Genomic DNA, 24,483 nt, shown 5'->3' with positions numbered 1-24,483 from the left:
ATGCGCTGCGGACGCAGCCGCCGCAAGGTTTCGGCCCGGGGCACGTCGCCGGGCCGGCATTGGCCGCGCGCGGGCAGCGTGCGACAATCCGGCGCGTTGGCCCCGTAGCTCAGCTGGATAGAGCGTCCCCCTCCTAAGGGGAAGGTCGCACGTTCGAATCGTGTCGGGGCCGCCATTCCGCTGTTGCGTGGTCGATCGCAACGGCGCCGGCCCGCAGCCGCGCGCATGGCGGTGCCGGCCGCTGCGTCCGAACGGAGCCGCGATGAACGTGCAGTCGGTCCGCGAGATCGCCCTGGCGCTGCCCGGGGTCACCGAGGCGCCGCATTTCGACTACGGCTCCTTCCGCGTGCGCGGCCGGATCTTCGTGACCGTGCCGCCCGACGGCCGCCACCTGCACGTCTTCGTCGACGAGCAGGAACGGCTGCTGGCGCTGGCCATGTATCCGGAGGCCATCGAACCGCTGCACTGGGGCAAGCAGGTGCCGGGTGTACGCATCGACCTGGCGAGGATCGAGGCGGCCGCGGTCGCGCACCTGGTCCGCGCGGCCTGGCGCAACAAGGCGCCCAGGCGGCTGGCCGCGGCGGCGGGCATGGGTGGCCCCGCCGGCTGAGGGCGAAGCGCGTGATGCGGTGCCGCTAACTGTTTCTTTTGCAACGGAAACTTTCCCCCGCATGCGGCGCTGCAGCACTTGACACGGGCCGTGGCGATCGTGTCCTCTTGGTCCCCATGTCGATGGACTGCGCCAGCGCCCGCAACTTCCTGCCCCCGAGGCAGGCGCGCGCCCATGCCGCGGCCACCGGCACCGCCACTACCACGATTACCACCACCGGTATTACCCGCCCGGTGCGGTCCGTCGTGTTCGTGTAACCCGCGAAAGCCACGGCCCCGCACCTGGATCAGGCGCGGGGTGACCCGCACCGGATACGCGCGCAGGGCCTCACAACCGAGGTCTCCGATGTCGTTCCCTGCCGCAGCCGCAAGTCCCGCCGCCGCTTCGCCCTCCCGTTCCGCGCGCACCGTCGCGCACAAGTTCGGTGGCACCTCCGTCGCCGACGCCGACCGCTACCGCCACGTCGCCCAGCTGCTGCTGGCCCGCGACGAGCCGGTGCAGGTCACCGTCGTCTCGGCGATGAAGGGCGTCACCGACGCGCTGATCGAACTGGCCCGCGCCGCCGCCACCACCCGCGCCGACGAGATCACCCCCGAATGGCGCGAGCGCTGGCACGAACTGCGCGCGCGCCACCGCGGCGTGGCCGTGTCGCTGCTCGGCGAGCACGCCGGTCCGGCGGTGGAGTGGCTGGACCAGCGCTTCGACGAACTGGCCCAGGTGCTGGCGGCGCTGTCGGTGATCGGCGGCCTGCCGGAGGAAGTGCTGCAGCGGGTGCAGGGCCTGGGCGAGGTGTATTCGGCGCGCCTGCTGGGCGAGCACCTGCGCGCGCTGGGCGCCGACTGCGCGGTGCTGGACGCGCGCGAGGTGCTGGTGGTCAGCCACGGCGACCTCGGCGTGGACGTGGACTGGGAGATGAGCGGGCAGAAGCTGGCGGCCTGGCGTGCGGCCAACCCGCAGCCGCGGGTCGTGGTCACCGGCTTCGTCGCCCGCGACCCGCAGGGCCGCATCACCACGCTCGGCCGCAACGGCAGCGACTATTCCGGCGCGATCTTCGCCCGCCTGTTCGAGGCCGACGAACTGCACATCTGGACCGACGTCGACGGCGTGCTCTCGGCCGACCCGCGGGTGGTGCCGGAGGCCGTGCAGCTGGACAGCCTCAGCTACGACGAGGCCTGCGAGCTGGCCTACTTCGGCGCCAAGGTCGTGCATCCGCAGACCATGGCCCCGGCGATGGAGCGGGGCACGCCGATCATCATCCGCAACACCTTCCACCCCGAGCACCCCGGCACCCGCATCACCGCCGAGCGCGACTTCACCGGCCCGGTGAAGGGCCTGACCCTGAGCCCGGGCCTGTCGCTGGTGAACCTGGAAGGCACCGGCCTGATCGGCGTGCCCGGCACCGCCGAGCGCGTGTTCGCCGCGCTGCGCAACGCGCGCGTGTCGGTGGTGATGATCTCGCAGGGTTCGTCCGAACATTCGATCTGCTGCGTGGTCAGGCAGGAGGACGCCGGTCGCGCCCAGGCCGCGCTGGTCAACGCCTTCGCCCACGAGCTGGCGGTCGGCCAGGTGCAGCGCGTGCAGCTGGTGCCGAACATCAGCGTGCTGGCGGCGGTCGGCGACGGCATGGCCGGGCAGCCGGGCGTGGCCGCGCGCCTGTTCGGCTCGCTGGGCCGCGCCCAGGTCAACATCCGCGCGATCGCCCAGGGCTCGTCCGAGCGCAACATCTCGGTGGCGATCGACAGCGACCACGCCACCCGCGCGTTGCGCGCCGCGCATGCCGGCTTCTACCTGTCGCCGCAGACCTTCGCGGTGGGCGTGATCGGCCCGGGCAACGTCGGTGGCACGCTGCTGGACCAGCTGCTCGCGGCGCGCGAGGGCCTGCTCGAACGCGCCCACCTGGACCTGCGTCTGCGCGCGGTCGCCTCGCGCGGCCGGATGCTGCTGGACCCGCGCGGGATCGAGGGCGACTGGCGGGCACGCTTCGCCGGGGCCAGCGGCCCGGTCGACCTGGACCGCTTCGCCGCGCACCTGCTCGATTCGCACCTGCCGCACGTGGTCATCGTCGACTGCAGCGGCAGCGCGGAGGTCGCCGACCGCTACGCGCAGTGGCTGGCCGCCGGCATCCACGTGGTCACCCCGAACAAGCAGGCCGGCGCCGGCCCGCTGCCGCGCTACCGCCAGATCCGCGCCGCCGCCGCGGCCAGCGGCGCGCGCTTCCGCTACGAGGCCACGGTGGGCGCCGGCCTGCCGGTGATCTCGACGCTGCGCGACCTGCTCGATACCGGCGACAGCGTCACCGCGATCGAAGGCATCCTCTCCGGCACCCTGGCCTGGCTCTTCAACCGCTACGACGGCAGCGTGCCGTTCTCGGCGCTGGTGGCCGAGGCGCGCTCGCTGGGCTATACCGAGCCGGACCCGCGCGACGACCTGTCCGGCACCGACGTGGCGCGCAAGCTGGTGATCCTGGCCCGCGAGGCCGGCTGCGAACTGAGCCTGGAGGACGTGCAGGTGGAAAGCCTGGTACCGGAGGCGCTGCGCCAGTCCAGCGTCGAGGACTTCATGGCGCGGCTGCCGGAAGTCGACACGGCCTTCGCCGCGCGGCTGCAGGCGGCGCGCGCCGCGGGCAAGGTGCTGCGCTACGTGGCCCGCCTCGACGGCGACGGCCGCGCCAGCGTCGGCCTGGTCGAACTGCCGGCCGGACATCCCTTCGCCAACCTGCGCCTGACCGACAACATCGTCCAGCTCACCACCCGCCGCTACTGCGCCAATCCGCTGATCGTGCAGGGCCCCGGCGCCGGGCCGGAGGTGACCGCCGCCGGCGTGTTCGCCGATGTGCTGCGGGTCGCGGCTGGGCAGGGGGCGCGCCTGTGAGCGTGGCGACGGCGGGCAGTACGCCGGCTGCGGCCGTGCAGGCGACGCGGCAGGCGTCGGCGTTCTCGCCGGCGTCGGTGGGCAACGTCGCGGTCGGCTTCGACATCCTAGGCCATCCGCTGGCCGGGGTCGGCGACACGGTCACCGCGCGGCGCATCCCGGAGCCGGAGGTGCGGATCGCCGCGATCCGCGGCGCGCCGTTCCCGCTGCCGCTGGAGGCCGAACGCAACACCGCCGGCGCGGCCCTGGTCGCGATGCGCGAGGCGCTGGCGCTGCCGTTCGGCTTCGAGATCGAGATCGACAAGGGCATCGCCCTGGGCTCGGGCATGGGCGGCTCGGCGGCGTCGTGCGTGGCTGCGCTGGTGGCGGCCAACGCGCTGCTGGACACGCCGCTGACCCGGCAGGCGCTGTATCCGTTCGCGCTGGCCGGCGAGGCCGTGGCCAGCGGCGGCCGCCATGGCGACAACCTCGGCCCGATGCTGCTGGGCGGGCTGGTGCTGGCCACCGCCGACCGGCTGGTGCGGATCCCGGTGCCGGAGGAATGGCACAGCCTGCTGGTGCATCCGGACGCGGTGCTGGAAACGCGGCGCGCCCGCGAGGCGCTGGCCGGCAGTTACGCGCTGAAGGACTTCGTCGCGCAGAGCGCCAACCTCGGCCTGGTGCTGGCCGGCTGCCATGCCGGCGACGCCTCGCTGGTGCGCGCCGGCCTGCGCGACGTGCTGGTCGAACCGCGCCGCGCGCCGCTGATCGCCGGCTTCGACGCGGCCAAGGCCGCGGCGCTGGACGCCGGGGCGATGGGCGCCAGCATCTCCGGCGCCGGCCCCAGTGTGTTCGCCTGGTTCGAATCGCGCGAACGCGCCGAGGCCGCCGCGCCGCTGGTGCAGGCCGCCTTCGCCGCGGCAGGCTTCGACAGCCAGGCCTGGGTCTCGCCGGTCGACTGCCCGGGCGCGGTGCTGCTCTGAGCGGCCGCGCCATCCCCCACACGGAACCCGAACGCATGGAATTCATCTCCACCCGCAATGCCGCGCCGGCCGCCAGCCTCAGCCAGGCCATCGCCGCCGGCCTGGCCCCCGACGGCGGCCTGTACGTGCCGGCGAAGCTGCCGGTCGGGCGCGACCTGCAACCTGGCGACAGCCTGGCCGCGACCACCGCCCGCCTGCTGGCGCCGTTCTTCGAAGGCGACGCGCTGGCGCCGGAGCTGCCGGCGATCTGCGCCGAGGCCTTCGACTTCCCGGTGCCGCTGCGGCCGCTGGCCACGCCCGGCGACCACGTGCTGGAGCTGTTCCACGGCCCGACCGCGGCGTTCAAGGACATCGGCGCGCGCTTCCTCGCCGCCTGCCTGGCGCGCATCCGCCGCGACGAGGACCGTCCGCTGACCATCCTGGTGGCCACCTCCGGCGACACCGGCGCGGCGGTGGCCGCCGCCTTCCACGGCCAGCCGGGGTTGCGCGTGGTGGTGCTGTATCCGGACGGGCGGGTGTCGCCGCGCCAGGCGCACCAGCTCGGCTGCTTCGGCGGCAATGTCTCGGCGCTGCGCGTGGCCGGTTCGTTCGACGACTGCCAGGCCCTGGTCAAGCGCGCGCTCAACGACGCCGAACTGCTGGCGCAGGTTCCGCTGAGTTCGGCCAACAGCATCAGCCTGGGCCGGCTGCTGCCGCAGATGAGCTATTACGCGCACGCCTCGCTGCTGCACTTCGCCGCCACCGGCCACGAGCTGGACTTCGTCATCCCCACCGGCAACCTCGGCAACGCGCTGGCGGCGATCCTCGCCCGCGCGCAGGGCCTGCCGGTGGGGCAGATCGTGCTGGCCACCAACGCCAACCGCGTGCTGCCGGAGTATTTCGCCGGCGACGAATACGCGCCGCGCGCCAGCGTGGCGACCCTGGCCAACGCCATGGACGTGGGCGCGCCGAGCAACTTCGAGCGCCTGCGCTGGCTCTACGGGGGCGACGACGCGACCCTGCGCGAGGCGTTCAACGCGGTGTCGGTGGACGACGACACCATCCGCGAGACCATCCGCGAGCGCTGGGAAGTGCATGGCGAGGTGTTCTGCCCGCATACCGCCACCGCGGTGCACGTGCTCGAGTGCCTGCGCGCTGACGGGGTGGAAGGGGACTGGGCGGTGGCCGCGACCGCGCACCCGGCCAAGTTCGAGTCGGTGGTCGAGCCGCTGGTCGGGCACGAAGTGGAAGTGCCGCCGGCGCTGGCGGAACTGCTGGCGCGACCGGCCCACGCCGAACCGGTGCCGCCGGACTACGAAGCCCTGCGCGCGCACCTGCTGGGCTGAGCCGCGCCCGGCCCGCGACCCGCATCGCTCCGCGCCGGGCGATGCGGCGGCGGCCTCGTTATCATGGCCGCGCCTGCGCGCCGCCTGCGCGCCGCCGGCGCGCCGTTCCTGCATCCGGGGTGCCCATGCCCGCAACCGAACGCACGTCCTCGCCGCATCGCATGTGGCGCGTGGCCGGCCTGCTGCTGGTCGGGCTGCTGGCCACCGGCATGGCCCTGGCCGAGGACGCGCCGCGCGGACCGCTGGACCTGGAGCCTGGCGAGTACCTGTGGCATCCGGAGATCGCGCCGGCCGGCCCGGTGGTGCTGGTGGTGAGCCTCGACGAACAGCGCGCCTACGTCTACCGCAACGGCATCGCGATCGGCGTGTCGACGATCAGTTCGGGCAAGCCGGGCAAGGAGACGCCGACCGGGGTCTTCACCATCCTGCAGAAGAACCGGGACCACCGCTCCAACCTCTACAACAACGCGCCGATGCCCTACATGCAGCGGCTGACCTGGGATGGCATCGCCCTGCACGGCGGCGCGCTGCCGGGCTATCCGGCCTCGCACGGCTGCGTACGCCTGCCCAACGCGTTCGCCGCGAAGCTGTTCGAGATCACCCGCAACGGCGACACCGTGGTCGTGTCCGACGCGCGCGCGGCGCCGACCACCCTGGTGTATCCGGCGGTGCTGGCGCCGGTGTCGGCCAAGGGCATGCCGCTGGCGGTGCCCGAATCCGGCGGCCCCGGCTACAGCTGGGACGATTCGGCCTCGCCCGCAGGCCAGGCCGGCGTGGTGGTGAGCCTGGCCGACCGGCGCGTCTACGTGCTGCGCGATGGCGTGCCGATCGGCGAGGCGGCGATGGAGGTGCTGTCGGAGGAGACGGCGTTCCGCGGCACGACGCTGTTCGTGATGGGCGAGGGCAGCGGGGAGGGCGCCAGCCGGCTCGACCCGACGCGGCCTTCGCACCGCTGGACCGCGTACCCGATCCTCGATCCGGTGCGGGCGCCGGCCGCAGGCGGTGAAGCGGCCGGCGAAACGGGCGACGAGACGGCCGCCGCGCCGCCGCCGCAGCCCCAGGACCTGCTGGCCCGTCCGAGCCAGCCGCTGCGGCTTCCGCCCGAATTCGCGCGGCGGCTTTACGATGTGCTGGTCCCCGGCACCACGGTCCTGGTCACCGACCTGCCGGCGATCCGTCCGCTCGGCGATGAACAGACGCCGCAGCCACTGTTGGAATCCGGCGATTGAGGCCCCAGCCTGGGACCATGGGCCAGGGGAAGCCAGGCCCATCCCCCACAGAAGTGCACCGGATGAAGTCGTTCCCGATATCCGCCGGCCGCCGGCTGGCCCTGCTCCCGCTGCTGGCCGTGGCCGCGCCGGCGGTTCCCGCGTCCCAGCCGGTCCCGTCGCTGCAGCCGGTCGCCACGCCCGTGGCGAGCCTGCCCGGGGCCGGACTGGCCGCGCGGCTGGCCGAAGTGGCGCCGGCCGCCAGCCCCGAAGTCCTGGAGCTGGCCGCGCGGGCGATGTCCTGCGCGCTGCGCGATCCGGCGCTGGGCGTGGATCCGCGGCGGCTGGGCGTGATCGACTACTCGCGGCCCTCCACCGAGCCGCGGATGTGGGTGTTCGACCTGGCACGCAGCCAGCTGCTGTTCGAGGAGTGGGTCGCGCACGGGCGCAACACCGGCGAGAACCTGGCGAAGAAGTTCTCCAACGCCGAAGGCAGCTTCATGACCAGCCTCGGCGCGTTCACCGCGCAGGAAACCTACATGGGTGGCAACGGCTACTCGCTGCGCCTGCGCGGCCTGGAGCCGGGCTTCAACGACCGCGCCCGCGAGCGCGCCATCGTCATCCACGGCGCGCCATACGTGAATCCGGTGGCGGCGAAGCTGCAGGGCCGGCTCGGGCGCAGCCTCGGCTGCCCGGCAGTGCGCCCGCAGGTGGCGCGCAAGCTGATCGACACCCTGCGCGACGGCACCTTCCTGTTCGCCTACTACCCCGACAAGGAATGGCTGCAGCGTTCGCGCCTGCTCAGCGGCGACTGCGGCGCTGCGTCGTCGTCCGTAGCCCACCTGTAGAGCGGGGCCTGCCCCGCTCCCACGTCGGGTAGCCCGGGAAAACCGGGGCAGCGGGGCAAGCCCCGCTCTACGCCGTCAGACCCAGCCGGTGGCGTAGAACACACCGATGATGAAGAACACCGCCAGGGTCTTGATGATGGTGATGGCGAAGATGTCCTTGTAGGACTGGCGGTGGGTCAGGCCGGTCACCGCCAGCAGGGTGATCACCGCGCCGTTGTGCGGCAGGGTGTCCATGCCGCCGGAGGCCATCGCCGCCACGCGGTGCAGCACGTCCATCGGGATGCCGTAGGCCTGGGCGTTGGCGATGAAGGTGTCGCCCATCGCCGCCAGGGCGATGCTCAGGCCGCCGGAGGCCGACCCGGTGATGCCGGCCAGCGCGGTCACCGACACGGCCTGGTTGACCAGCGGATCGGGGATCGCGCCCAGCGCATGGGCCACGACGAGGAAGCCGGGCAGGGCGGCGATGACCGCGCCGAAGCCGTACTCCGAGGCGGTGTTCATCGAGGCCAGCAGGGCGCCGCCGACCGCGTTCTTCGTGCCCTCGGCGAAGCTGGCCACGACCGGCTTCCAGGCGAAGGCCAGCACGCTGAGGATGCCGGCCAGCAGTGCGCCCTGGACCGCCCAGATCGCCGCGACCTTGGCCACGTCCTGCACCACCGGCGCCGGGGTGCCGACCACCGAAGGCAGGAACTCGTGGCTGGCGCCGTACAGCTGCGGGATCCAGCGGGTCAGGAAGAAGTTGGCCACGCCGACCAGGACCAGCGGCAGGATCGCCACCAGCGGATGGGCCAGGCGGTCGCCGCGGAACGGCTCCGGCTCGTTGCGCAGCTCGATGCCGCTGGCGTAGCCCTCGCCGTTGCGCGCGGCCACGCGGCGGCGCCACTCCAGGTAGACCATGCCCAGCACGAGGATGAAGACGCCGCCGAGGATGCCCAGCACCGGGGCCGCCCAGGCGGTGGTGCCGAAGAACGCGGTGGGGATGATGTTCTGGATCTGCGGCGTGCCCGGCAGCGCGTCCATGGTGAAGGTGAACGCGCCCAGGGCGATGGTGCCGGGGATCAGCCGCTTGGGGATGTCGTTCTGGCGGAACAGCTCGGCGGCGAACGGATAGACCGCGAACACCACCACGAACAGCGACACGCCGCCGTAGGTGAGCAGGGCGCAGACCAGCACGATCGACAGCATCGCCCGCCTGGCCCCGACCACGCGGATGGCCGCAGCGACGATGGCCTTGGAGAAGCCGGAGATCTCGATCAGCTTGCCGAACACCGCGCCCAGCAGGAACACCGGGAAGTACAGCTTGAGGAAGCCGACCATCTTCTCCATGAACAGGCCGGTGAACATCGGCGCGACCAGCGAAGGATCGGTCAGCAGCACCGCGCCCATGGCCGCGACCGGCGCGAACAGGATCACGCTGTAGCCGCGGTAGGCGACCACCATCAGGAACGCCAGCGCAGCCAGCACGATCAGCAACGACATCAATACACTCCGCCCGCCTCCCATGGCGGTCGCGGCAGTATCGGTACCACCCCGCAGGCGGCCCACTGTACCAACGGACGATGCCCGCCTTCCTGCCGGCCGCCTAAGGTGCGCAGCATCGGCGGCATGTGCCCGCCGCCCTAGCTATGCACCCGGGAGGAGGGGAAATGAAGCAAACGTATCTGAGCCTGGTCATCGGCAGCCTGCTGGCCGCCAACGCGCCGGTGGCCTGGTCGCAGGAGGCCGCGCAGGCCGAGGGCACCCAGGCGACCGCCACCACGCTGGACGAAGTCACCGTCACCGCCCGCCGCCGCAGCGAGTCCATCCTGGACGTGCCGGTCGCGGTCAGCGCCTTCGGCGAGGAACAGCTGAAGGACCTGCAGGCGAGCAACATCGATGGCCTGCAGGGCGCCGTGCCCAACATGAACATCGTCCAGGGCCGCGGTTCGGCCAACAGCGTCAACGTCTTCATCCGCGGCATCGGCCAGCCGGACGCGCTGCAGACCTTCGATCCGGGCGTGGGCATGTACGTCGACGACGTCTACTACTCGCGCATCAACGGCGCGCTGTTCTCGCTGTTCGACGTGCAGCAGGTCGAAGTCCTGCGCGGCCCGCAGGGCACACTGTACGGCAAGAACTCCACCGGCGGCGCGATCAAGCTGACCACCAAGAACCCCTTCGACAACGAAGGCGGCGCAGTCGAAGTGACCGCCGGCGACTACGGCCGCCTCGAAGGCCGCTTCTATGCCAGCGGCCGCCTCAGCGACACCGTGGCGGTGAGCCTGGCCGGCGCGAAGATCACCAACGACGGCTACGTCAAGGATCCGGACACCGGCCGCCGCTTCAACGACGACGACACCGGGTCGCTGCGCTTCAAGCTGGCGCTGGCCCCGACCGACGGCTTCCGCGCCACCCTGACCGTCGACCACACCGAGCAGGACGCCGCCCTGACCATGGGCCGGCCGATGGCGCCGCTGCTGCAGACCAGCCTGGCCCCGGCCGGCGTGGTCGTCCTGCAGCCGGGCCAGACCGGCAAGTGGGACCGCACCGCCAGGACCTCCTTCGCCGACCACCAGGGCCAGGAGCTGGAGCACTCCGGTGCCTCGCTGGCGCTGGACTGGGACCTCAACGCGCAGTGGCAGCTGAAGAGCATCACCGCCTTCCGCAAGCTGAAGACCCACTCGTTCATCGACATCGACGCCTCCGAGTACGAGCTCGGCGACGTGCTGGTGGCCCTGGACCAGGACCAGAAGAGCCAGGAATTCCAGCTGCACTACGACAACGGCAGCAACCTGCACGCCACCTTCGGCGCGTACTACATGAAGGAGAACGTGCCGTCGCACCAGGAAGCCTATGCCGACGACCTGTTCTCGATGCTCGGCGCCGGCATCCCGTTCCTGCGCACCATCGATGACGACCTGACCACCACCAGCAAGGCCGCCTTCGCCCACCTCAACTGGGAGTTCGCGCCGACCTGGACCCTGGCCGCCGGCGTGCGCTGGACCAAGGACACCAAGGAATACGACCGCAGCACCAGCACCTTCTGGGGCGCGCCGTTCACCAGCCTCAACGCGACCGTCGCGTTCTCGGCCAAGGCCGACTGGACCGCGACCACCCCGTCGGTGAGCCTGCAGAAGGCCTTCAGCGACAACGTGATGGGCTACGTGTCGGCCAACCGCGGCTTCAAGTCCGGCGGCTTCAACGGCCGCGCCAACACCGTGTACGACACCCAGCACGCCAAGTTCGACCCCGAGTACGTCTGGACCTACGAGCTGGGCCTGAAGGCGACCTCGGACGACAAGCGCCTGCGCGGCAGCGTCGCGGCGTTCAAGAGCGACTACAAGGACTTCCAGGCCCGCGTCTCGCAGGACGTCGGCACTTTCCCGGTGCTCAACGCCGCCGAGCTCAACATCCAGGGCATCGAGTTCGAGGGCAGCGCAATCCTCGGCGAAGCCACCGTCCTGGCCGCGCAGTTCGGCTGGCTGGACGCCGACTACGACCGCTTCGACGACTTCCGCCTGGATCCGTCGTACCCGGGCTTCGACCCGAACGTGAACCACGACCACGTGCCGTTCTCGCCGGAGTACACCGCCCGCCTGTCGCTGCAGCACACCTTCAACCTGGACACCGCCGGCGCGCTGACCCTCGGTGCCGACGCTTCCTACCGCAGCCGCACCTGGTTGTCGGTCGACAACCGCGACGTGCTCAGCCAGGGCGCGTACACGGTGGTCGGTGCGTTCGGCAGCTGGGACTCGCCGTCGATGGACTGGCAGGTGCGCGCCGGCGTGCGCAACCTGACCGACGAGGTCTACATGATCGAAGGCCAGGAGTTCGCCTCGGTCGGCAACATCCAGACCGCGTACTACGGCCTGCCGCGCAACTGGTACGTCTCGGTCCGCTACAACTTCTGACCGGGCCGGCCCATCGGCAGGTAACGACGCGGCGGCGGGCCGGTGCCCGCCGCCGCGTTATGCTGTCCGCCTTGTGGAGCAGCACGGGGCGGAAGGCGTGACGGGGCAGGGGCGATGCTGAGCATCTGGGTGGTGGTGCCCGCCGCCCTGCTGTGGCTGGCGCTGATGTTCGGCACCGCGCTGTTCGGCGAACGCCGGCCGGCGCTGCTGGCCGACCGCTGGCGCCATGTCTACGCGCTGTCGCTGGCGGTGCACTGCACCAGCTGGACCTTCTACGGCACCGTCACCCAGGCCGCCCGCTACGGCTGGCCGCTGCCGCCGACCTTCATCGGCGCGATCCTGTTCTATGCGCTGGCCGTGGGCTTCATGGTCAGGCTGGTGCGGCTGGCGCGCGAGACCAACGCCACCTCGCTGGCCGACCTGATCGCCACCCGGCTGGGCAAGGACGCGTGGCTGGCGGCCACGGTCACCGCGGTAGCCGCGCTGGGGCTGATTCCGTACATCGCCCTGCAGCTGAAGGCGGTGACGATGAGCTTCGCCACCCTGACCCGCAGCGCGGCCGAGGGTGGTCCGATATGGCGCGATGGCGCGCTGTACGTGGCCCTGGCCATGGCCCTGTTCGCGATGCTGTTCGGCACCCGTCGCGCCAGCGCGGCCGAGCACAACCGTGGCCTGGTGCTGGCGATGGCCGCCGAATCGCTGTTCAAGCTGCTGGCGATGCTGGTGCTGGGCGCGTTCGTCTGGTTCGGCCTGGGACCGCTGCCGGACGTGCCGCCTGCGCCGCCGGCCTCGTCGGGCGGCTTCATCCCGCTGGTCCTGCTGGGCGCGCTGGCGATGTTCGTGCTGCCGCACCAGTTCCACGTCGGCGTGGTCGAGTGTCGCGACGAGCGCGACGTGCGCACCGCGCGCTGGCTGTTCCCGCTGTACCTGCTGCTGATCGCCGCGCCGACGCTGCCGCTGGCCCACGCCGGCCGCGCGCTGCTGGGCGACGCGGTGCCGTCGGACATGTACGCGCTGGCGCTGCCGTTCTCGCAGGGACACGAAGGCGTGGCCCTGTTCGCATTCCTCGGCGGGCTCAGCGCCGCCACCGGCATGGTCGTGGTCAGCACGCTCACCCTGAGCCTGATGATCGGCAACCACTGGTTCGCGCCGGGCCTGCTGCGTGGCGCGTGGGCGCGCGGCGAAGGCGGCGACCGGCGCGGCGACCTGCTGCTGCTGCGCCGCGCCGGCATCGCCGCGATCATGCTGCTGGCCTGGGCCTACAGCCGGCTCGTGGCCGGCAGCGAGGCGCTGGCCGATGTCGGCGCGCTGTCGTTCTCGGCGCTGGCCACCCTGGCGCCGGTGCTGGCATTCGCGGTGTGGCGGCCACAGACCTCGCCGCGGGCGGCGGTGCTGGGCGTGCTCGTCGCCTTCCTCACCTGGGCCTGGGTGCTGCTGGCGCCGACCCTGGCCGCCGCTGCCGGCGTGGACGCGCACTGGATCGTCGAAGGCCCGTTCGGCCAGCGCTGGCTGGCCCCGAACGCGCTGTTCGGCCTGACCGGCTGGAGTCCGTTGGGGCGCGCGGTGGGCGCGAGCCTGTTCACCGGCACCCTGGCCACGGTGCTGGCGATGGCCTGGCGGCGCGAGGCGCCGCACCGGGCCAGCCGCAACCTCGGCGCCGAGGCGCTGCGCGACGCCGGCCGCCGCTTCCTGCCGGAGGAGCGGGTCGCCGAACTGCTGGCGCAGGCGCCGCGCAGCGGCCCGGTACCGGCGCTGATCGAGGCGCGGGTGGAACGCGAGCTGTCAGCGGTGCTGGGATCGGCCTCGGCGCGCCTGCTGCTGGACGCGGCGCGGCGCGAGAGCGGCGACCTGGACACGGTCGCCGCCATCGTCGGCGAGGCCTCGCAGGACCTGCGCTTCAACCAGCAGGTGCTGCAGGCGGCACTGCAGAACATGAGCCAGGGGATCAGCGTGATCGACCGCGAACAGCGGCTGGTCGCCTGGAACCGGCGCTATGCCGAGCTGTTCGGCTTCCCCGAGGAGCTGCTGCAGGTGGGCCGGCCGATCGCCGACCTCACCGAGTGGTCGCTGCGGCGGCAGGCGCCGGTGGGCACCGACGCGCGCCAGATCACGCGCATGGTCGAGCGGCGCCTGGCTTTCATGCGCCACGGCAGCCCGCACCTGACCGAGCGCGTGTTCCCCGACGGCAGCATCGTCGAGATCCGCGGCAATCCGATGCCCGGCGGCGGCTTCGTCGCCACCTTCACCGACGTGACCGCGTTCCGCGAGGCCGAGCGCGGCCTGATCCGCGCCAACGAAACCCTGGAGCAGCGCGTGGCCGAGCGCACCGCGCTGCTGGAGACGGCCAAGCAGGAAGCCGAGCATGCCAACGACGCCAAGAGCCGCTTCCTCGCCGCGATCGGTCACGACCTGCTGCAGCCGCTGCACGCAGCGCAGCTGTTCGTCGATTCGCTGTCGCGGCAGTTCGCCACGCCGGAGGCCAACCTGGCCGCCTCGCGCGAGACCCTGCGCCAGCTCGGCGGCGCGCTCGATTCGACCTCCGACCTGCTGACCGGCCTGCTCGACATGTCGCGGCTGGAAGCCGGCGGCCTGGTGCCGGCGCCGCGCGACTTCCCGCTGGACGAGGTGCTGGCGCCGCTGGCCGAGCAGTTCCGCGCCATGGCCGGCGAACGCGGCCTGGCCTTCGCCTACCGCCCGACCACACTGTGGGTGCACAGCGACCCGCAACTGCTGCGCCGGGTACTGCAGAACTTCCTCGGCAACGCGGTGCGCTACACCGGCCGCGGCCGGGTGGTGCTGGGCGTGCGCCGGGTCGACGGGCGGGTGCGGATCGAGGTGCACGACACCGGCCCGGGCGTACCCGAGTCGGCACGCCAGGCGATCTTCGAGGAGTTCCGCCGTGGCGAGGACGCGCCGGGGCAGGGGCTGGGACTGGGCCTGTCCATCGCCGACCGCATCGCCCGCCTGCTGGACGCGCCGCTGGGCCTGCGCAGCCGCGAGGGCCGCGGCTCGGTGTTCTCGGTGGAACTGCGCCGGGCGCAGCCGCCGGTGGTGGCGCGTCCGCAGGCCCAGGGCGTGCGTGGCCTGGCCGGGCGGCGCCTGCTGCTGGTCGACAACGATCCCGACGCGCTGTCCGCGCTGGCCCAGCTGCTGTCCGGCTGGGGCTGCGAGGTCGCCACCGCCGCCGACGGCGAGGCGGCCGCGGCGGCGCTGGCGCAGCGGCCGGCCGACCTGTGGCTGTTCGACTACCACCTGGACCGCGGCGACACCGGCGTGCTGCTGGCCGGGCGCCTGCGCGGCCGCTACGGCCCGGCGCCGTGCCTGATCCTGTCGGCCGATGCCAGTGCCGCCACCCGCGCGGCGGTGCAGGAGGCCGAGCTGGGGCTGCTGCCCAAACCGGTGCGGCCGCTGGCGCTGAAGTCGGTGCTGGACCGCATGTTCGCCGCCACCCGCGTCTGAGAGAAGGGCGCGCGGCCGGCCACGGCCGCGGCGCCGGCTAGAATCGCCGGCTCCCCCTCGACCGCAGGTGCGCCCATGCCCTATACGCCGATCGTCGCCACCCTGGGCTACGTCCTCTCGCCCGACCGCAGCAAGGTACTGATGGTCCACCGCAACGCGCGTCCCGACGACCACCAGCTGGGCAAGTACAACGGCCTCGGCGGCAAGATCGAGCGCGACGAGGACGTGGTCGCCTGCATGCGCCGCGAGATCCGCGAGGAGGCCGGCATCGAATGCACGGCCATGCGCCTGCGCGGCACGATCAGCTGGCCGGGCTTCGGCAAGCATGGCGAGGACTGGCTGGGCTTCGTGTTCCTGGTCGACGCGTTCGAGGGCGAGCCGTTCCAGAGCAATGCCGAGGGCGAGCTGGAATGGGTCGCGATCGAACGCATCCCCGAGCTGCCGCTGTGGGACGGCGACCGCCATTTCCTGCCGCTGGTGTTCGATGCCGACCCGCGCGCCTTCCATGGCGTCATGCCGTACGAGAACGGCAGCATGAAGTCCTGGAGCTATTCGAGGATCTGAGCGGGGATCCGGTCGCAACCGGCGAGGTTCCACGCGCGCCGCGCTTGTCCACACCGGATGTGGAAAGCGGATGGAAAAGCGTGTGGATAACCGCCGGGGCGGCTTGCGGGGCAATGCTGTCAAGATGGATGGCGAAAATTTCGCCAGCATGGGGAAGGGGCGGTGCGCGGTTTTCCACACCGGGTGTGGATCAGTTGCGCACAAAGATGTGGATAACCGCCGCGACGCCTTGCGGCGCATGGACGTCAAGAGGCTTGGCGAAAATTTCACCAGCGGTCTCCGCGGCGGCGATGCGCGCCGCGGAGGTTCCACGGAAGGCGCTCAGCCTTCGATCTGGCGGCTCGGGTCGCTGAGCTCGAGCTCGCGCAGGACCACGCCGGCCTGGGTGCGGTTGCGCACGCCCAGGCGCTCGAAGATGGCGGACAGGTGCGCCTTGACCGTGCGTTCCTGCACGTCCAGGCGGTCGGCGATCTGCTTGTTGAGCAGGCCCTGGGCGACCAGGCTCAGCACCCGGAACTGCTGCGGCGACAGGCTGGCCAGGCGCGCGGCCAGCTCGGTGTCCTGGTGCGAGGACTGCGCGCGCGCCACCGCCGCGCGCAGCGACGGCGGCAGCCACTGCTCGCAGGCCAGGACGCTGCGGATCGCCTCGCGCAGTTCGTCCAGGCCGGAACTCTTGGGCAGGTAGCCGGCGGCGCCGTGGTCGAGCGCGCGGCGCACCACGCGCGGATCGTCGTTGGCCGAGACCACCACCACCGCCACCGCCGGGAACTGTGCGCGGATCGCGGCCAGCCCGGCCAGGCCGTGGTTGCCGGGCATGTGCAGGTCGAGCAGGACCAGGTCCACGTCCGGATGCGCTTCCAGCGTGGCCAGCACCCCGTCCAGCGATTCGGCCTCCAGCACCTGCAGCTGGGCCACGGCGCCGGCCGCCGCGCCGCGCAGCGCGGCGCGGAACAGCGGATGGTCGTCGGCGATCAGCAGGGTAGGCACGGGCTCACTGCACCGTCCAGCCGCCGTCCAGCACCAGGGTCTGCCCGGTCATGTTGCGCGCGGCGTGCGAGATCAGGAAGGTGGTGGTGCCGGCCAGTTCGTCCATCTCGATGAACACGCCCTTGGGCATCGGCTTGAGCATGACCTGGCTGACCACGTCGGACTCGCTGATGCCGCGGGTCCGCGCCTGGTCGGCGATCTGCTTGTCGACCAGCGGGGTCTTCACGTAGCTGGGGCACACCGTATTGATGGTGATGTCGGTATCGGCCGTCTCCAGCGCGATCACCTTGGAGAAGCCGACCAGGCCGTGCTTGGCGGCGACGTAGGCGCTCTTGTACGGGCTGGCGACCAGCGCGTGGATGCTGCCGATGTTGACGATGCGGCCGAAGCCGCGCTCGCGCATGCCCGGCAGCACGGCGCGGGTCAGGCGGGCCACGCCGGTCAGCATCACCTGCACCAGGAAGTCCCACCTGGCGATCGGGAATTCCTCCAGCGGCGAGACGTGCTGCAGGCCGGCGTTGTTGACCAGCACCTCGACCGGGCGGGAGATGGCGGCCAGGGCCGCGGCCACGCTCTCGTCGGAGGTGACGTCCAGGGCCACGGCCTCGGCCGAGCCGCCCTTGCCACGGATGTCGGCGGCGACCGCTTCGGCGCCGTCGAGCGACAGGTCGCTGACGATGACGTGGTGGCCGGCGGCGGCCAGTTCGTGGGCGATGCCCGCGCCGATGCCGCTGGCGGCGCCGGTGATGAGGATGCTGCGCATGGGGGTTACCGGGAAGCGTTGGAAAGTCGCCGGGCAGCTTAGCAAGCCCTCCCGGCACCGGCGTGGTACCAAAGTACGATGCGGCCGGAGGGCCGCCGCCGGTAGCGTGGCAGCATCCCTCATGCCGGGTCCCGACATGCCCCGTTCTTCCGTTCTCACCGCCTTTCTCGGCGCCTGCCTGCTTTCCGCCTGCAGCAGCGGCACGCCGACCCGCCAGGCCGCCGCCCCCATGATCGAACCCCAACGCGTCACCGAACACCGCGGCAGCGACGACCTGCTCACCGCCGGCCTGGGCCTGGACGGCCTGCGCGCGATGGTGCCGCCGGCCTTCGCCGACGCCACCAACCCCACTGCCGACGAACTGCGCCGCCGCGCGATCTGGAGCAGCTGGCGCGGCATCGCCGACCTGTCGCCGACCGGCGGCTTCGGCTCGCTGTACGGCAGCGTGGCCAGCGTGCCGGGCCGCGAGTACTCGGCGCTGGCGACGGTACCGGGCGCGAAGCAGCCGCACCGCGTGCTGGTGCAGGTGCCCGACGCGTTCGACCTGGCCAGGCGCTGCGTGGTGGTGGCCCCGGCCTCCGGCTCGCGCGGCGTGTACGGCGCCATCGCGGTGGCCGCGCCGTGGGCGCTGCCGCGCGGCTGCGCGGTGGCCTATACCGACAAGGGCGCCGGCAGCGACTACGTCGACCTCGACGCCGGCACCGGCGTGCGCCTGGACGGCACCACCGGCCAGCTGGGCAAGGACACCGACCTGGCGTTCGCCCCGGAAGTCCCCGAGGGCGCGAAGGGTGTGGCCTTCAAGCACGCCCACTCGCAGGACAACCCGGAGGCCGACTGGGGCCGCCACGTGAAGCAGGCCGCCGAGTTCGCGCTGTCGGCGCTGGGCGAGGCCTTCCCGCAGGCGGCGCCGTTCACCTTCGACAACACCCGGATCATCGCCGCCGGGATCTCCAACGGCGGCGGCGCGGTGCTGCGCGCGGCCGAGCTGGAAGGCGAGTGGCTGGACGCGGTGGTCGCCGGCGAGCCGAACGTGTACGTGGAAGGCCATGGCAGCCGCCCGCTGTACGACTTCTCCACCGAGGCGGCGCTGCTGATGCCGTGCGCGCTGCTGCAGCTGCCGGCCGCGAGCCTGCCGCAACCGCCGCTGCGTGCCCAGGTCGAACCGCTGTGGCAGGGCCGCTGCGCGACGTTGCGCGCGGCCGGCCTGGTCGAAGGCGACGACGTGGCCGCGCAGGCGCGTTCGGCCTACGCGCAGATGCGGGCGAAGGGCTGGACCGACGAGGCGCTGCAGGCCGGCGCGCTGTCGGTCGGCTTCGACCTGTGGCGCTCGGTAGTGGTGACCTACGCCTCGGCCTACGGCCGCTACGGCATCGGCGCGCATCCGTGCGGCTACGCCTTCTCCGCGCAGAACCCGGACTTCACCCCCCGCGCGGCCACGGCCGACGAACGCAACGTGTGGTGGGCCGACGCCGCCGGCATCCCGCCGGGCAATGGCGTGGGCATCGTCGACACGAAGCTGGCGCCGCCGGACTTCACCCTGCCGGGCCTGCAGTGCCTGCGCGACCTCTACACGGGGCAGGGCGCCGACGCCGACAAGGTCCGCGCCGGCATCGCCGAGACCCGCGCCGCGATGCCGCGCGCCGGCCTGCCGGTGCTGGTGGTGCACGGCACCGACGACGGCCTGGTGCCGCCGGCGTTCACCAGCGCGCCGTACGTGGCCGCCGCCCGCGCCGCCGGCCGCGACCAGGTGCGCTACTGGCAGGTACGCAATGGCGAGCACTTCGACGCCTTCCTGGCCTTCCCGGCCTACGGCGCGCGCTACGCGCCGATGCTGCCCTTCGTGTACGCGGCGCTGGACCGTGTCGACGCCTACCTCGATGGCAAGGCCGCGCTGCCGGCCGACGCGGTGATCGAAGCCCGCGGCCGTGGCGCCGGGGCGGTGGAGGCGGGCCAGCTGGCGTTGCCGCGCTGATTGGCCCGGGACGCCGGCCCGCTGGGGGGGGCGGCGTTCCCGCATCCGCCCTCGGGTCCTGCCATGCGCAGCCGGCCCCGCCACCATGCGTACACCCGCGGTCCGTTATGCTGTCGGCTCCCGACCATGGCCGACCGCATGAGCCGTCACTTCTCGATGCTGCGCGAGTTCCGGCTCGCCGACTGGTTCACCCTGGCCAATGCCTTCTGCGGCACCGGCGCGGTATTCGCGGCGATGCGCTTCCTGCAGGACGGGCACGTGCGCGACCTGCTGCTGGGCATGGCCCTGGTGCCGCTGGCCTTTGTCTTCGACGCGCTGGACGGGCGCGTGGCCCGCTGGCGCAAATCCGCCTCGACGCTGGGCCGCGAGCTGGACTCGCTGGCCGACGTGATCTCCTTCGGCGTGGCCCCGGCCGCGCTGGCCTATGCCTGCGGCATGCAGGGCGGCTGGGACTGGCTGGTGCTGTCGTACTTCGTCTGCTGCGGGGTGAGCCGCCTGGCCCGTTACAACGTCACCGCCGAGCAGCTGTCCGGCGGCGGCGACAAGGTCAGGTTCTTCGAAGGCACGCCGATCCCGACCAGCCTGCTGCTGGTGGTGGTGCTGGCCATCGCCGCGGCCACCGGCAACATCGGCGCGGAATTGTGGGGCGGGCGCTGGCACCTGGGCCCCTGGCAGCTGCACCCGCTGGTGCTGATGTTCGCCCTGTCCGGCTCGCTGATGATCAGCAAGACCCTGCGCATTCCCAAGCCCTGACGCGGCCCCGCGTACCGTCCGGCGGCGCTAGAATCGAGCGGGCATACCGGAGGGTCCATGGCCAACGCACCGTTCCCACCTTTCCAGGGCGACTTCGAATCGCTGGCCCGGCAGTACTGGAACACCTGGAACGAGCTGCTTGGCCGCAGCGGCACCTTCGACGGCTGGGGACTGGGGGGGGCGGGCGCGGCGATGCCGGCCGGCCTCGGCAGCCTCGATCCGACCGCCTTCGACTGGTACCAGCGCATGCAGCGCCTGGCCTCGGATTTCAGCGGCGGCGGCAGTGCCGCGGACGTGGCCGCGGCGTGGCGCACCCTGATGGGCGGCGAGGGCACCGAACCGTTCGTGGCGACGCTGCGGGCGATGCACGGCGGCCTCGCCGGCGGGCACTGGATCGAGCAGGTGCGGCCGATGCTGGAGGCGCTGCTGCGGCCGCTGCGCCAGCAGAACGCCGAGTGGCTGCAGCGGCCCACCTTCGGCCCGGCGCGCGAGCACCAGGAGCGCCTGCAGGCGCTGGCCCTGGCCTGGCAGGAGTGGGAAGAGCGCAACGACGCGTTCAACGCGCTGCTGTCGAAGGTGGGGGAGGAGGCGTTCGCGCGCTTCGAGCGGATGCTCGAGGACTGCGAGAAGAACGGCCGCACCCTGGAATCGGCGCGGGCGCTGTTCGACCTGTGGATCGATGCGGCCGAGGAAGCCTGGGCCGAGCTGGCGCTGTCGGACGAATACCGCCGCGCCTATGGCGGGATGACCAATGCGCTGATGCGGCTGCGCATTGGCCTGCAGCGCGAGGCCGAGCAGTTCGCCAGCCTGCTGGGCCTGCCCGGCCGCACCGAAGTGGACGCCTTGGCGCGCAAGGTCGCCGACCTGGAGCGCGCGCTGCATGCGGCGCGACGGGCGGCGGCAAAGCCGGGCGCGCAGGCGTCGCAACCGGCAAAGGCCGCGGCACCGGCCGCGAAGCCCACGCGTCCGCAGGCACCGGCGAGAGCGGCGGCGAAGGAACCGGCAACGCCTGCCGTTGCGGAGGCGAAGCCCGCCACGGCAAGTGCGGGCGCGCGCAAGGCCCGAGCCCCCGGCAAGACGCGGAAAGCCGCGACGGTCGCGAAGAAGGCGACAGCCAAGCGCGCGGTTTCGGCGGCCGTCGCCGCTGGCGCATCGCTGAAGGCCCTGGCCAAGGCCGCGCCGGCGAAACCGAGGCCCGCTCGAACGTCCCAGGCTGCGGCAAAGGCCACGACGAAGGCACAGGCCGCCGCGACGGAAACGCGCGCCGCTACCCGCCAGGCAGTGGCGAAGCAGGCCGCACGCAAGGCGGTGCAGCGACCGAAGGCGGGCGCCGCCACGACTGCGCGCCCGGCCAGACCCGCACCCGCCAAGGCCGCGATGGGCAAGGCCGCGGGCCAGCGCGCGACGGCCGCCGCTTCGCGCGGCACGGCCAGCGCCAAGCCGGCGGCAACTGCTCCGGCCACCCGCAAGACCGCCGGCAAGCCGGCCCGGCGCGCCGCCGCTGAAGCCGCGCCCGCGGCCAAGGTCGTCTCGATCAAGGACTGGGTCAGCCGCAACCTGGCGGGCACCTCCACCGGCAAGCGCGGAGGTAACCGATGAGTCCCGGCCCGCTGCAGTTCGACCCGCTGGACCTGGCCCGCGAGGCCTGGGAGTTCCAGAAGCACCTGGCCGACGGCGTGCGCGTGCTCGGCGAGGTGGCCGATGTGGACTACGGCGCCAGCGAGCGCGAGGAAGTCTGGCGCGACGGCAAGGCCGTGCTGTACCGCTTCGTGGGCGAGGGCACGACCCGGGCAAAAGGCCCGCCGCTGCTGATCGTGTATGCGCTGGTCAACCGGCCGTACATGGTCGACCTGCAGCACGACCGCTCGCTGGTGAAGGGCCTGCTGGGGCTGGGCCAGGACGTGTACGTGATCGACTGGGGCTACCCGGACCGCTCCGACCGCTACCTGACCCTCGACGACTACATCAACCGCTTCATCGACGGTGCGGTCGACCACCTCATCGAGGTCTCCGGCGGCCCGATCAACCTGCTCGGCGTGTGCCAGGGCGGTTCGTTCTCGCTGTGTTACTCGGCGCTGCACCCGGAAAAGGTGCGCAACCTGGTCACCATGGTCACCCCGGTCGACTTCCAGACCCCGGACAACATGCTGTCCGGCTGGGTGCGCGACCTGGACGTGGACCTGTTCGTCGACGCGCTGGGCAACATCCCGGCCGACCTGATGAACGCCAGCTACCTGATGCTCAAGCCGTTCCGGCTGAACCTGCAGAAGTACGTGGGCATGGTCGACACCTTCGGGAATCCGAAGGCGCTGGAGGATTTCCTGCGCATGGAGAAGTGGATCTTCGATTCGCCCGACCAGGCCGGCGAGGCGTTCCGCGACTTCATCAAGCAGTTCTACCAGGGCAATGCCTTCGTCAACGGCACCGCCCGCATCGGCGGGCAGAAGGTCGACCTGGGCTTCGTCGACATGCCGGTGCTGAACATCTATGCCGAGCAGGACCACCTGGTGCCGCCGGCGGCGTCGCGGGCGCTGGCCAGCCTGGTCGGCAGCGATGATTACACCGAGCTGGGCTTCAAGGGCGGCCATATCGGCATCTACGTGTCCGGCCGCGCCCAGCGCGAGGTGCCGGGCACCATCCACCGCTGGCTCGCCGCCCGCTGACCCGCTCGCCCTGTAGAGTCGGGCTCGCCCGACTCCCCGGCCTGATTCCCCAACGTGTCGAAGAAGCAGCGGCGCAAGCCCGCTCTACAGGTTCTGGGCCGTACCATGTCCCGCATGCGTCGCGACCACGCCTTGCTCCTGCTGGCCCTGCTGGCCCCCGCAAGCGCGGGCGGGCAGGGCACCGACGTCGCCGCTGCCGAGATCCAGGCCCTGATCGCGCGCATCGGCGATTCCGCCTGCCGCTTCCAGCGCAACGGCCGCTGGCACGAGGCGGACGAGGCGCAGTCCCACCTGCAGCGCAAGTACGACTGGGCCCGCCGCCGCGGCATGTCCGGCGACGCCGAGGCGTTCATCGGGCGCGCCGCCAGCCGCAGCAGCCTCACCGGCCGTCCCTACAAGGTCGCCTGCGCCGGCCAACCCGAACGCGACGCCGGCGACTGGTTCCGCGCGCAGCTGCGCGAGCTGCGCCAGGATCACCAGCCGGCTACGCCACCGCGCTAGACTGGCCGTGCCAGCCCCTACAAGGAGCCAGCGCATGAATGCCAGCAATCCCACCACCGGCCTTTCCCGCTCGCTCAACGACCGCATGATCGCAGGCGTGATGGGCGGCATCGCCCACCGCTACGGCTGGAGTTCCACCTGGCTGCGGATCATCTACGTGGTCGTGTCGGTGCTGTCGGCGGCCTTCCCCGGCATCCTCGTCTACCTGCTGCTGTGGCTGCTGATCCCGAACGAAGCCGATTGAGCACCGGTACCCGGGCGTTGCCGGCCTGGCTGCGCGCCACCGGGATGCTGCTGGGCATCCTCTGGGCCTTGCCCTGGAGCATCGCCGGGCTGCTCGCCGGCGTTGCCGCGATGCCGGCCGGTGCGCGCCTGCGCCTGGGCCGCCGCGACCGCGCGCTTGTGTTCGTGCGCTGGCCGTGGGGGCCGGGCGGGGCGATGACCCTGGGCAACGTGATCCTCGCCACCGGCAAGGACCTGGACGTCTCGTGCATCACCTACGAGCACCGCGCCGGCCGCTGTTCGCATCCGCCGGTGCGGCTGGGCGACCACGAACGCGCGCACGTCTACCAGTACATGCTGCTGGGCCCGCTGTTCGTGCCGCTGTACTTCCTGTGCGGCGGAATCTCGGTGCGCAATCCGTTCGAACGCGCGGCCGACCGCTACGCGATGTCGGGCCGCGGCTGGTGGCCGTGGTCGAAGCCGCCGCTGGCCTGAACCCAAGCTGCACCGGTCAGCCAATCGCAACCTGCGCGACGCACCTCGGCAACGCCTGGTTGCCACGTTCTATACGACCTTCTAACGGCTCGCCGCGCACACTGCGCGGCATCGACCGAAGGGCAGTACAGAACAAGAGGAAACGGCCGAATGAGCATCGTTCTTTACGTGGGTGGCAGCAAGGATGGCACCCACGGTCATGTCCCCAACGGATTCACCAAGACCATGCTGGAAACCGTCGAGCATGGCTGCGAGATCTACGTCGAGCGCTTCGTCCGCCTGGCCCGTTACGGCACGGTGCGGATCATGGCGCTGGAAACGCTGTGCGAGGAAATCCTCGACAGTCTGGTGACCCGCCACTTTGGCGGTGCCGAACCCGCCGCCGCGTAA

Annotated in this window: 20 protein-coding genes and 1 tRNA gene; 18 read left to right on the top strand and 3 right to left on the bottom strand. The window is 72.0% G+C overall.

The features are described from left to right. Nucleotides 1-98 precede the first annotated feature (98 nt). The 7 genes from PSEJ35_RS0108040 (at nt 99) to PSEJ35_RS0108005 (ending at nt 7,824) form a co-directional block, all read left to right on the top strand. Nucleotides 99-175, top strand: a tRNA-Arg gene (locus PSEJ35_RS0108040). A gap of 87 nt (nt 176-262) precedes the next feature. Then, complete coding sequence (locus PSEJ35_RS15770; protein ID WP_156924769.1) at nt 263-610, top strand: MmcQ/YjbR family DNA-binding protein; 348 nt, start codon at nt 263-265, stop codon at nt 608-610. A 345-nt stretch (nt 611-955) separates the two neighbouring features. Then, nucleotides 956-3,481, top strand: a complete 2,526-nt coding sequence (gene thrA / locus PSEJ35_RS0108025) for a bifunctional aspartate kinase/homoserine dehydrogenase I (RefSeq protein ID WP_028917335.1) — start codon at nt 956-958, stop codon at nt 3,479-3,481. A 35-nt stretch (nt 3,482-3,516) separates the two neighbouring features. After that, on the top strand, nt 3,517-4,443 hold the full coding sequence (locus PSEJ35_RS0108020; RefSeq protein WP_028917334.1) for a homoserine kinase: 927 nt from the start codon (nt 3,517-3,519) through the stop codon (nt 4,441-4,443). Between the two features lie 35 nt (nt 4,444-4,478). Next, nucleotides 4,479-5,768, top strand: a complete 1,290-nt coding sequence (thrC, locus tag PSEJ35_RS0108015; protein WP_028917333.1) for a threonine synthase — start codon at nt 4,479-4,481, stop codon at nt 5,766-5,768. Nucleotides 5,769-5,977: 209 nt separating this feature from the next. Next, a complete protein-coding gene (locus PSEJ35_RS15765) occupies nt 5,978-6,997 on the top strand; it encodes a L,D-transpeptidase (RefSeq protein ID WP_232207614.1) in 1,020 nt (339 codons plus the stop codon). 77 nt (nt 6,998-7,074) lie between these two features. Then, entirely contained in the window at nt 7,075-7,824 is a 750-nt protein-coding gene (locus PSEJ35_RS0108005) for a murein L,D-transpeptidase catalytic domain family protein (protein WP_028917332.1), read from the top strand. A 75-nt stretch (nt 7,825-7,899) separates the two neighbouring features. On the opposite strand, the gene PSEJ35_RS0108000 is transcribed toward PSEJ35_RS0108005, so the two are convergent. Next, nucleotides 7,900-9,303 (bottom strand): GntP family permease, encoded by a 1,404-nt coding sequence (locus tag PSEJ35_RS0108000; protein ID WP_028917331.1) that lies wholly within the window; start codon nt 9,301-9,303, stop codon nt 7,900-7,902. A 167-nt stretch (nt 9,304-9,470) separates the two neighbouring features. Here PSEJ35_RS0108000 and PSEJ35_RS0107995 point away from each other — a divergent pair, with 167 nt between their 5' ends. The 3 genes from PSEJ35_RS0107995 (at nt 9,471) to PSEJ35_RS0107985 (ending at nt 15,737) form a co-directional block, all read left to right on the top strand. Beyond that, nucleotides 9,471-11,714, top strand: coding sequence for a TonB-dependent receptor (locus tag PSEJ35_RS0107995; protein ID WP_028917330.1), 2,244 nt, complete (start codon nt 9,471-9,473; stop codon nt 11,712-11,714). A gap of 114 nt (nt 11,715-11,828) precedes the next feature. Continuing rightward, complete coding sequence (locus tag PSEJ35_RS0107990; protein ID WP_028917329.1) at nt 11,829-15,173, top strand: PAS domain-containing hybrid sensor histidine kinase/response regulator; 3,345 nt, start codon at nt 11,829-11,831, stop codon at nt 15,171-15,173. A 75-nt stretch (nt 15,174-15,248) separates the two neighbouring features. Then, nucleotides 15,249-15,737, top strand: coding sequence for an 8-oxo-dGTP diphosphatase (locus PSEJ35_RS0107985; RefSeq protein ID WP_028917328.1), 489 nt, complete (start codon nt 15,249-15,251; stop codon nt 15,735-15,737). Nucleotides 15,738-16,058: 321 nt separating this feature from the next. Here the strand turns inward: PSEJ35_RS0107985 and PSEJ35_RS0107980 are convergent, their stop codons facing one another. After that, a complete protein-coding gene (locus PSEJ35_RS0107980) occupies nt 16,059-16,724 on the bottom strand; it encodes a response regulator transcription factor (RefSeq protein WP_028917327.1) in 666 nt (221 codons plus the stop codon). Nucleotides 16,725-16,728: 4 nt separating this feature from the next. After that, a complete protein-coding gene (locus PSEJ35_RS0107975; protein ID WP_028917326.1) occupies nt 16,729-17,487 on the bottom strand; it encodes a 3-hydroxybutyrate dehydrogenase in 759 nt (252 codons plus the stop codon). A 229-nt stretch (nt 17,488-17,716) separates the two neighbouring features. Here PSEJ35_RS0107975 and PSEJ35_RS0107970 point away from each other — a divergent pair, with 229 nt between their 5' ends. The 8 genes from PSEJ35_RS0107970 (at nt 17,717) to PSEJ35_RS0107935 (ending at nt 24,483) form a co-directional block, all read left to right on the top strand. Continuing rightward, on the top strand, nt 17,717-19,459 hold the full coding sequence (locus PSEJ35_RS0107970; protein WP_028917325.1) for a 3-hydroxybutyrate oligomer hydrolase family protein: 1,743 nt from the start codon (nt 17,717-17,719) through the stop codon (nt 19,457-19,459). A 138-nt stretch (nt 19,460-19,597) separates the two neighbouring features. Beyond that, complete coding sequence (locus tag PSEJ35_RS0107965; RefSeq protein ID WP_028917324.1) at nt 19,598-20,212, top strand: CDP-alcohol phosphatidyltransferase family protein; 615 nt, start codon at nt 19,598-19,600, stop codon at nt 20,210-20,212. A 57-nt stretch (nt 20,213-20,269) separates the two neighbouring features. After that, entirely contained in the window at nt 20,270-21,811 is a 1,542-nt protein-coding gene (locus PSEJ35_RS17805; protein WP_051412585.1) for a poly(R)-hydroxyalkanoic acid synthase subunit PhaE, read from the top strand. Next, nucleotides 21,808-22,875, top strand: a complete 1,068-nt coding sequence (locus PSEJ35_RS0107955) for a class III poly(R)-hydroxyalkanoic acid synthase subunit PhaC (protein ID WP_028917323.1) — start codon at nt 21,808-21,810, stop codon at nt 22,873-22,875. The genes PSEJ35_RS17805 and PSEJ35_RS0107955 overlap by 4 nt, the downstream gene beginning before the upstream one ends. Before the next feature lie 105 nt (nt 22,876-22,980). Next, on the top strand, nt 22,981-23,376 hold the full coding sequence (locus tag PSEJ35_RS15755; RefSeq protein ID WP_232207608.1) for a DUF5329 domain-containing protein: 396 nt from the start codon (nt 22,981-22,983) through the stop codon (nt 23,374-23,376). A 34-nt stretch (nt 23,377-23,410) separates the two neighbouring features. After that, the gene (locus tag PSEJ35_RS0107945; RefSeq protein ID WP_024869546.1) at nt 23,411-23,620 is read left to right on the top strand and encodes a PspC domain-containing protein; all 210 of its coding nucleotides are present in this window, start codon (nt 23,411-23,413) and stop codon (nt 23,618-23,620) included. A 44-nt stretch (nt 23,621-23,664) separates the two neighbouring features. Continuing rightward, on the top strand, nt 23,665-24,093 hold the full coding sequence (locus PSEJ35_RS0107940) for a hypothetical protein (RefSeq protein WP_051412596.1): 429 nt from the start codon (nt 23,665-23,667) through the stop codon (nt 24,091-24,093). Between the two features lie 150 nt (nt 24,094-24,243). Further along, nucleotides 24,244-24,483 carry a hypothetical protein gene (locus PSEJ35_RS0107935; protein WP_028917321.1) on the top strand — a complete coding sequence of 80 codons (240 nt, stop codon included), beginning with the start codon at nt 24,244-24,246 and terminating at the stop codon, nt 24,481-24,483.

The organism is Pseudoxanthomonas sp. J35 (assembly GCF_000513995.1).
In the GTDB taxonomy this organism is placed as follows: domain Bacteria; phylum Pseudomonadota; class Gammaproteobacteria; order Xanthomonadales; family Xanthomonadaceae; genus Pseudoxanthomonas.
The sequence above is the reverse complement of the archived record's forward strand: the minus strand, read 5'-3'. Positions and strand labels throughout refer to the sequence as shown.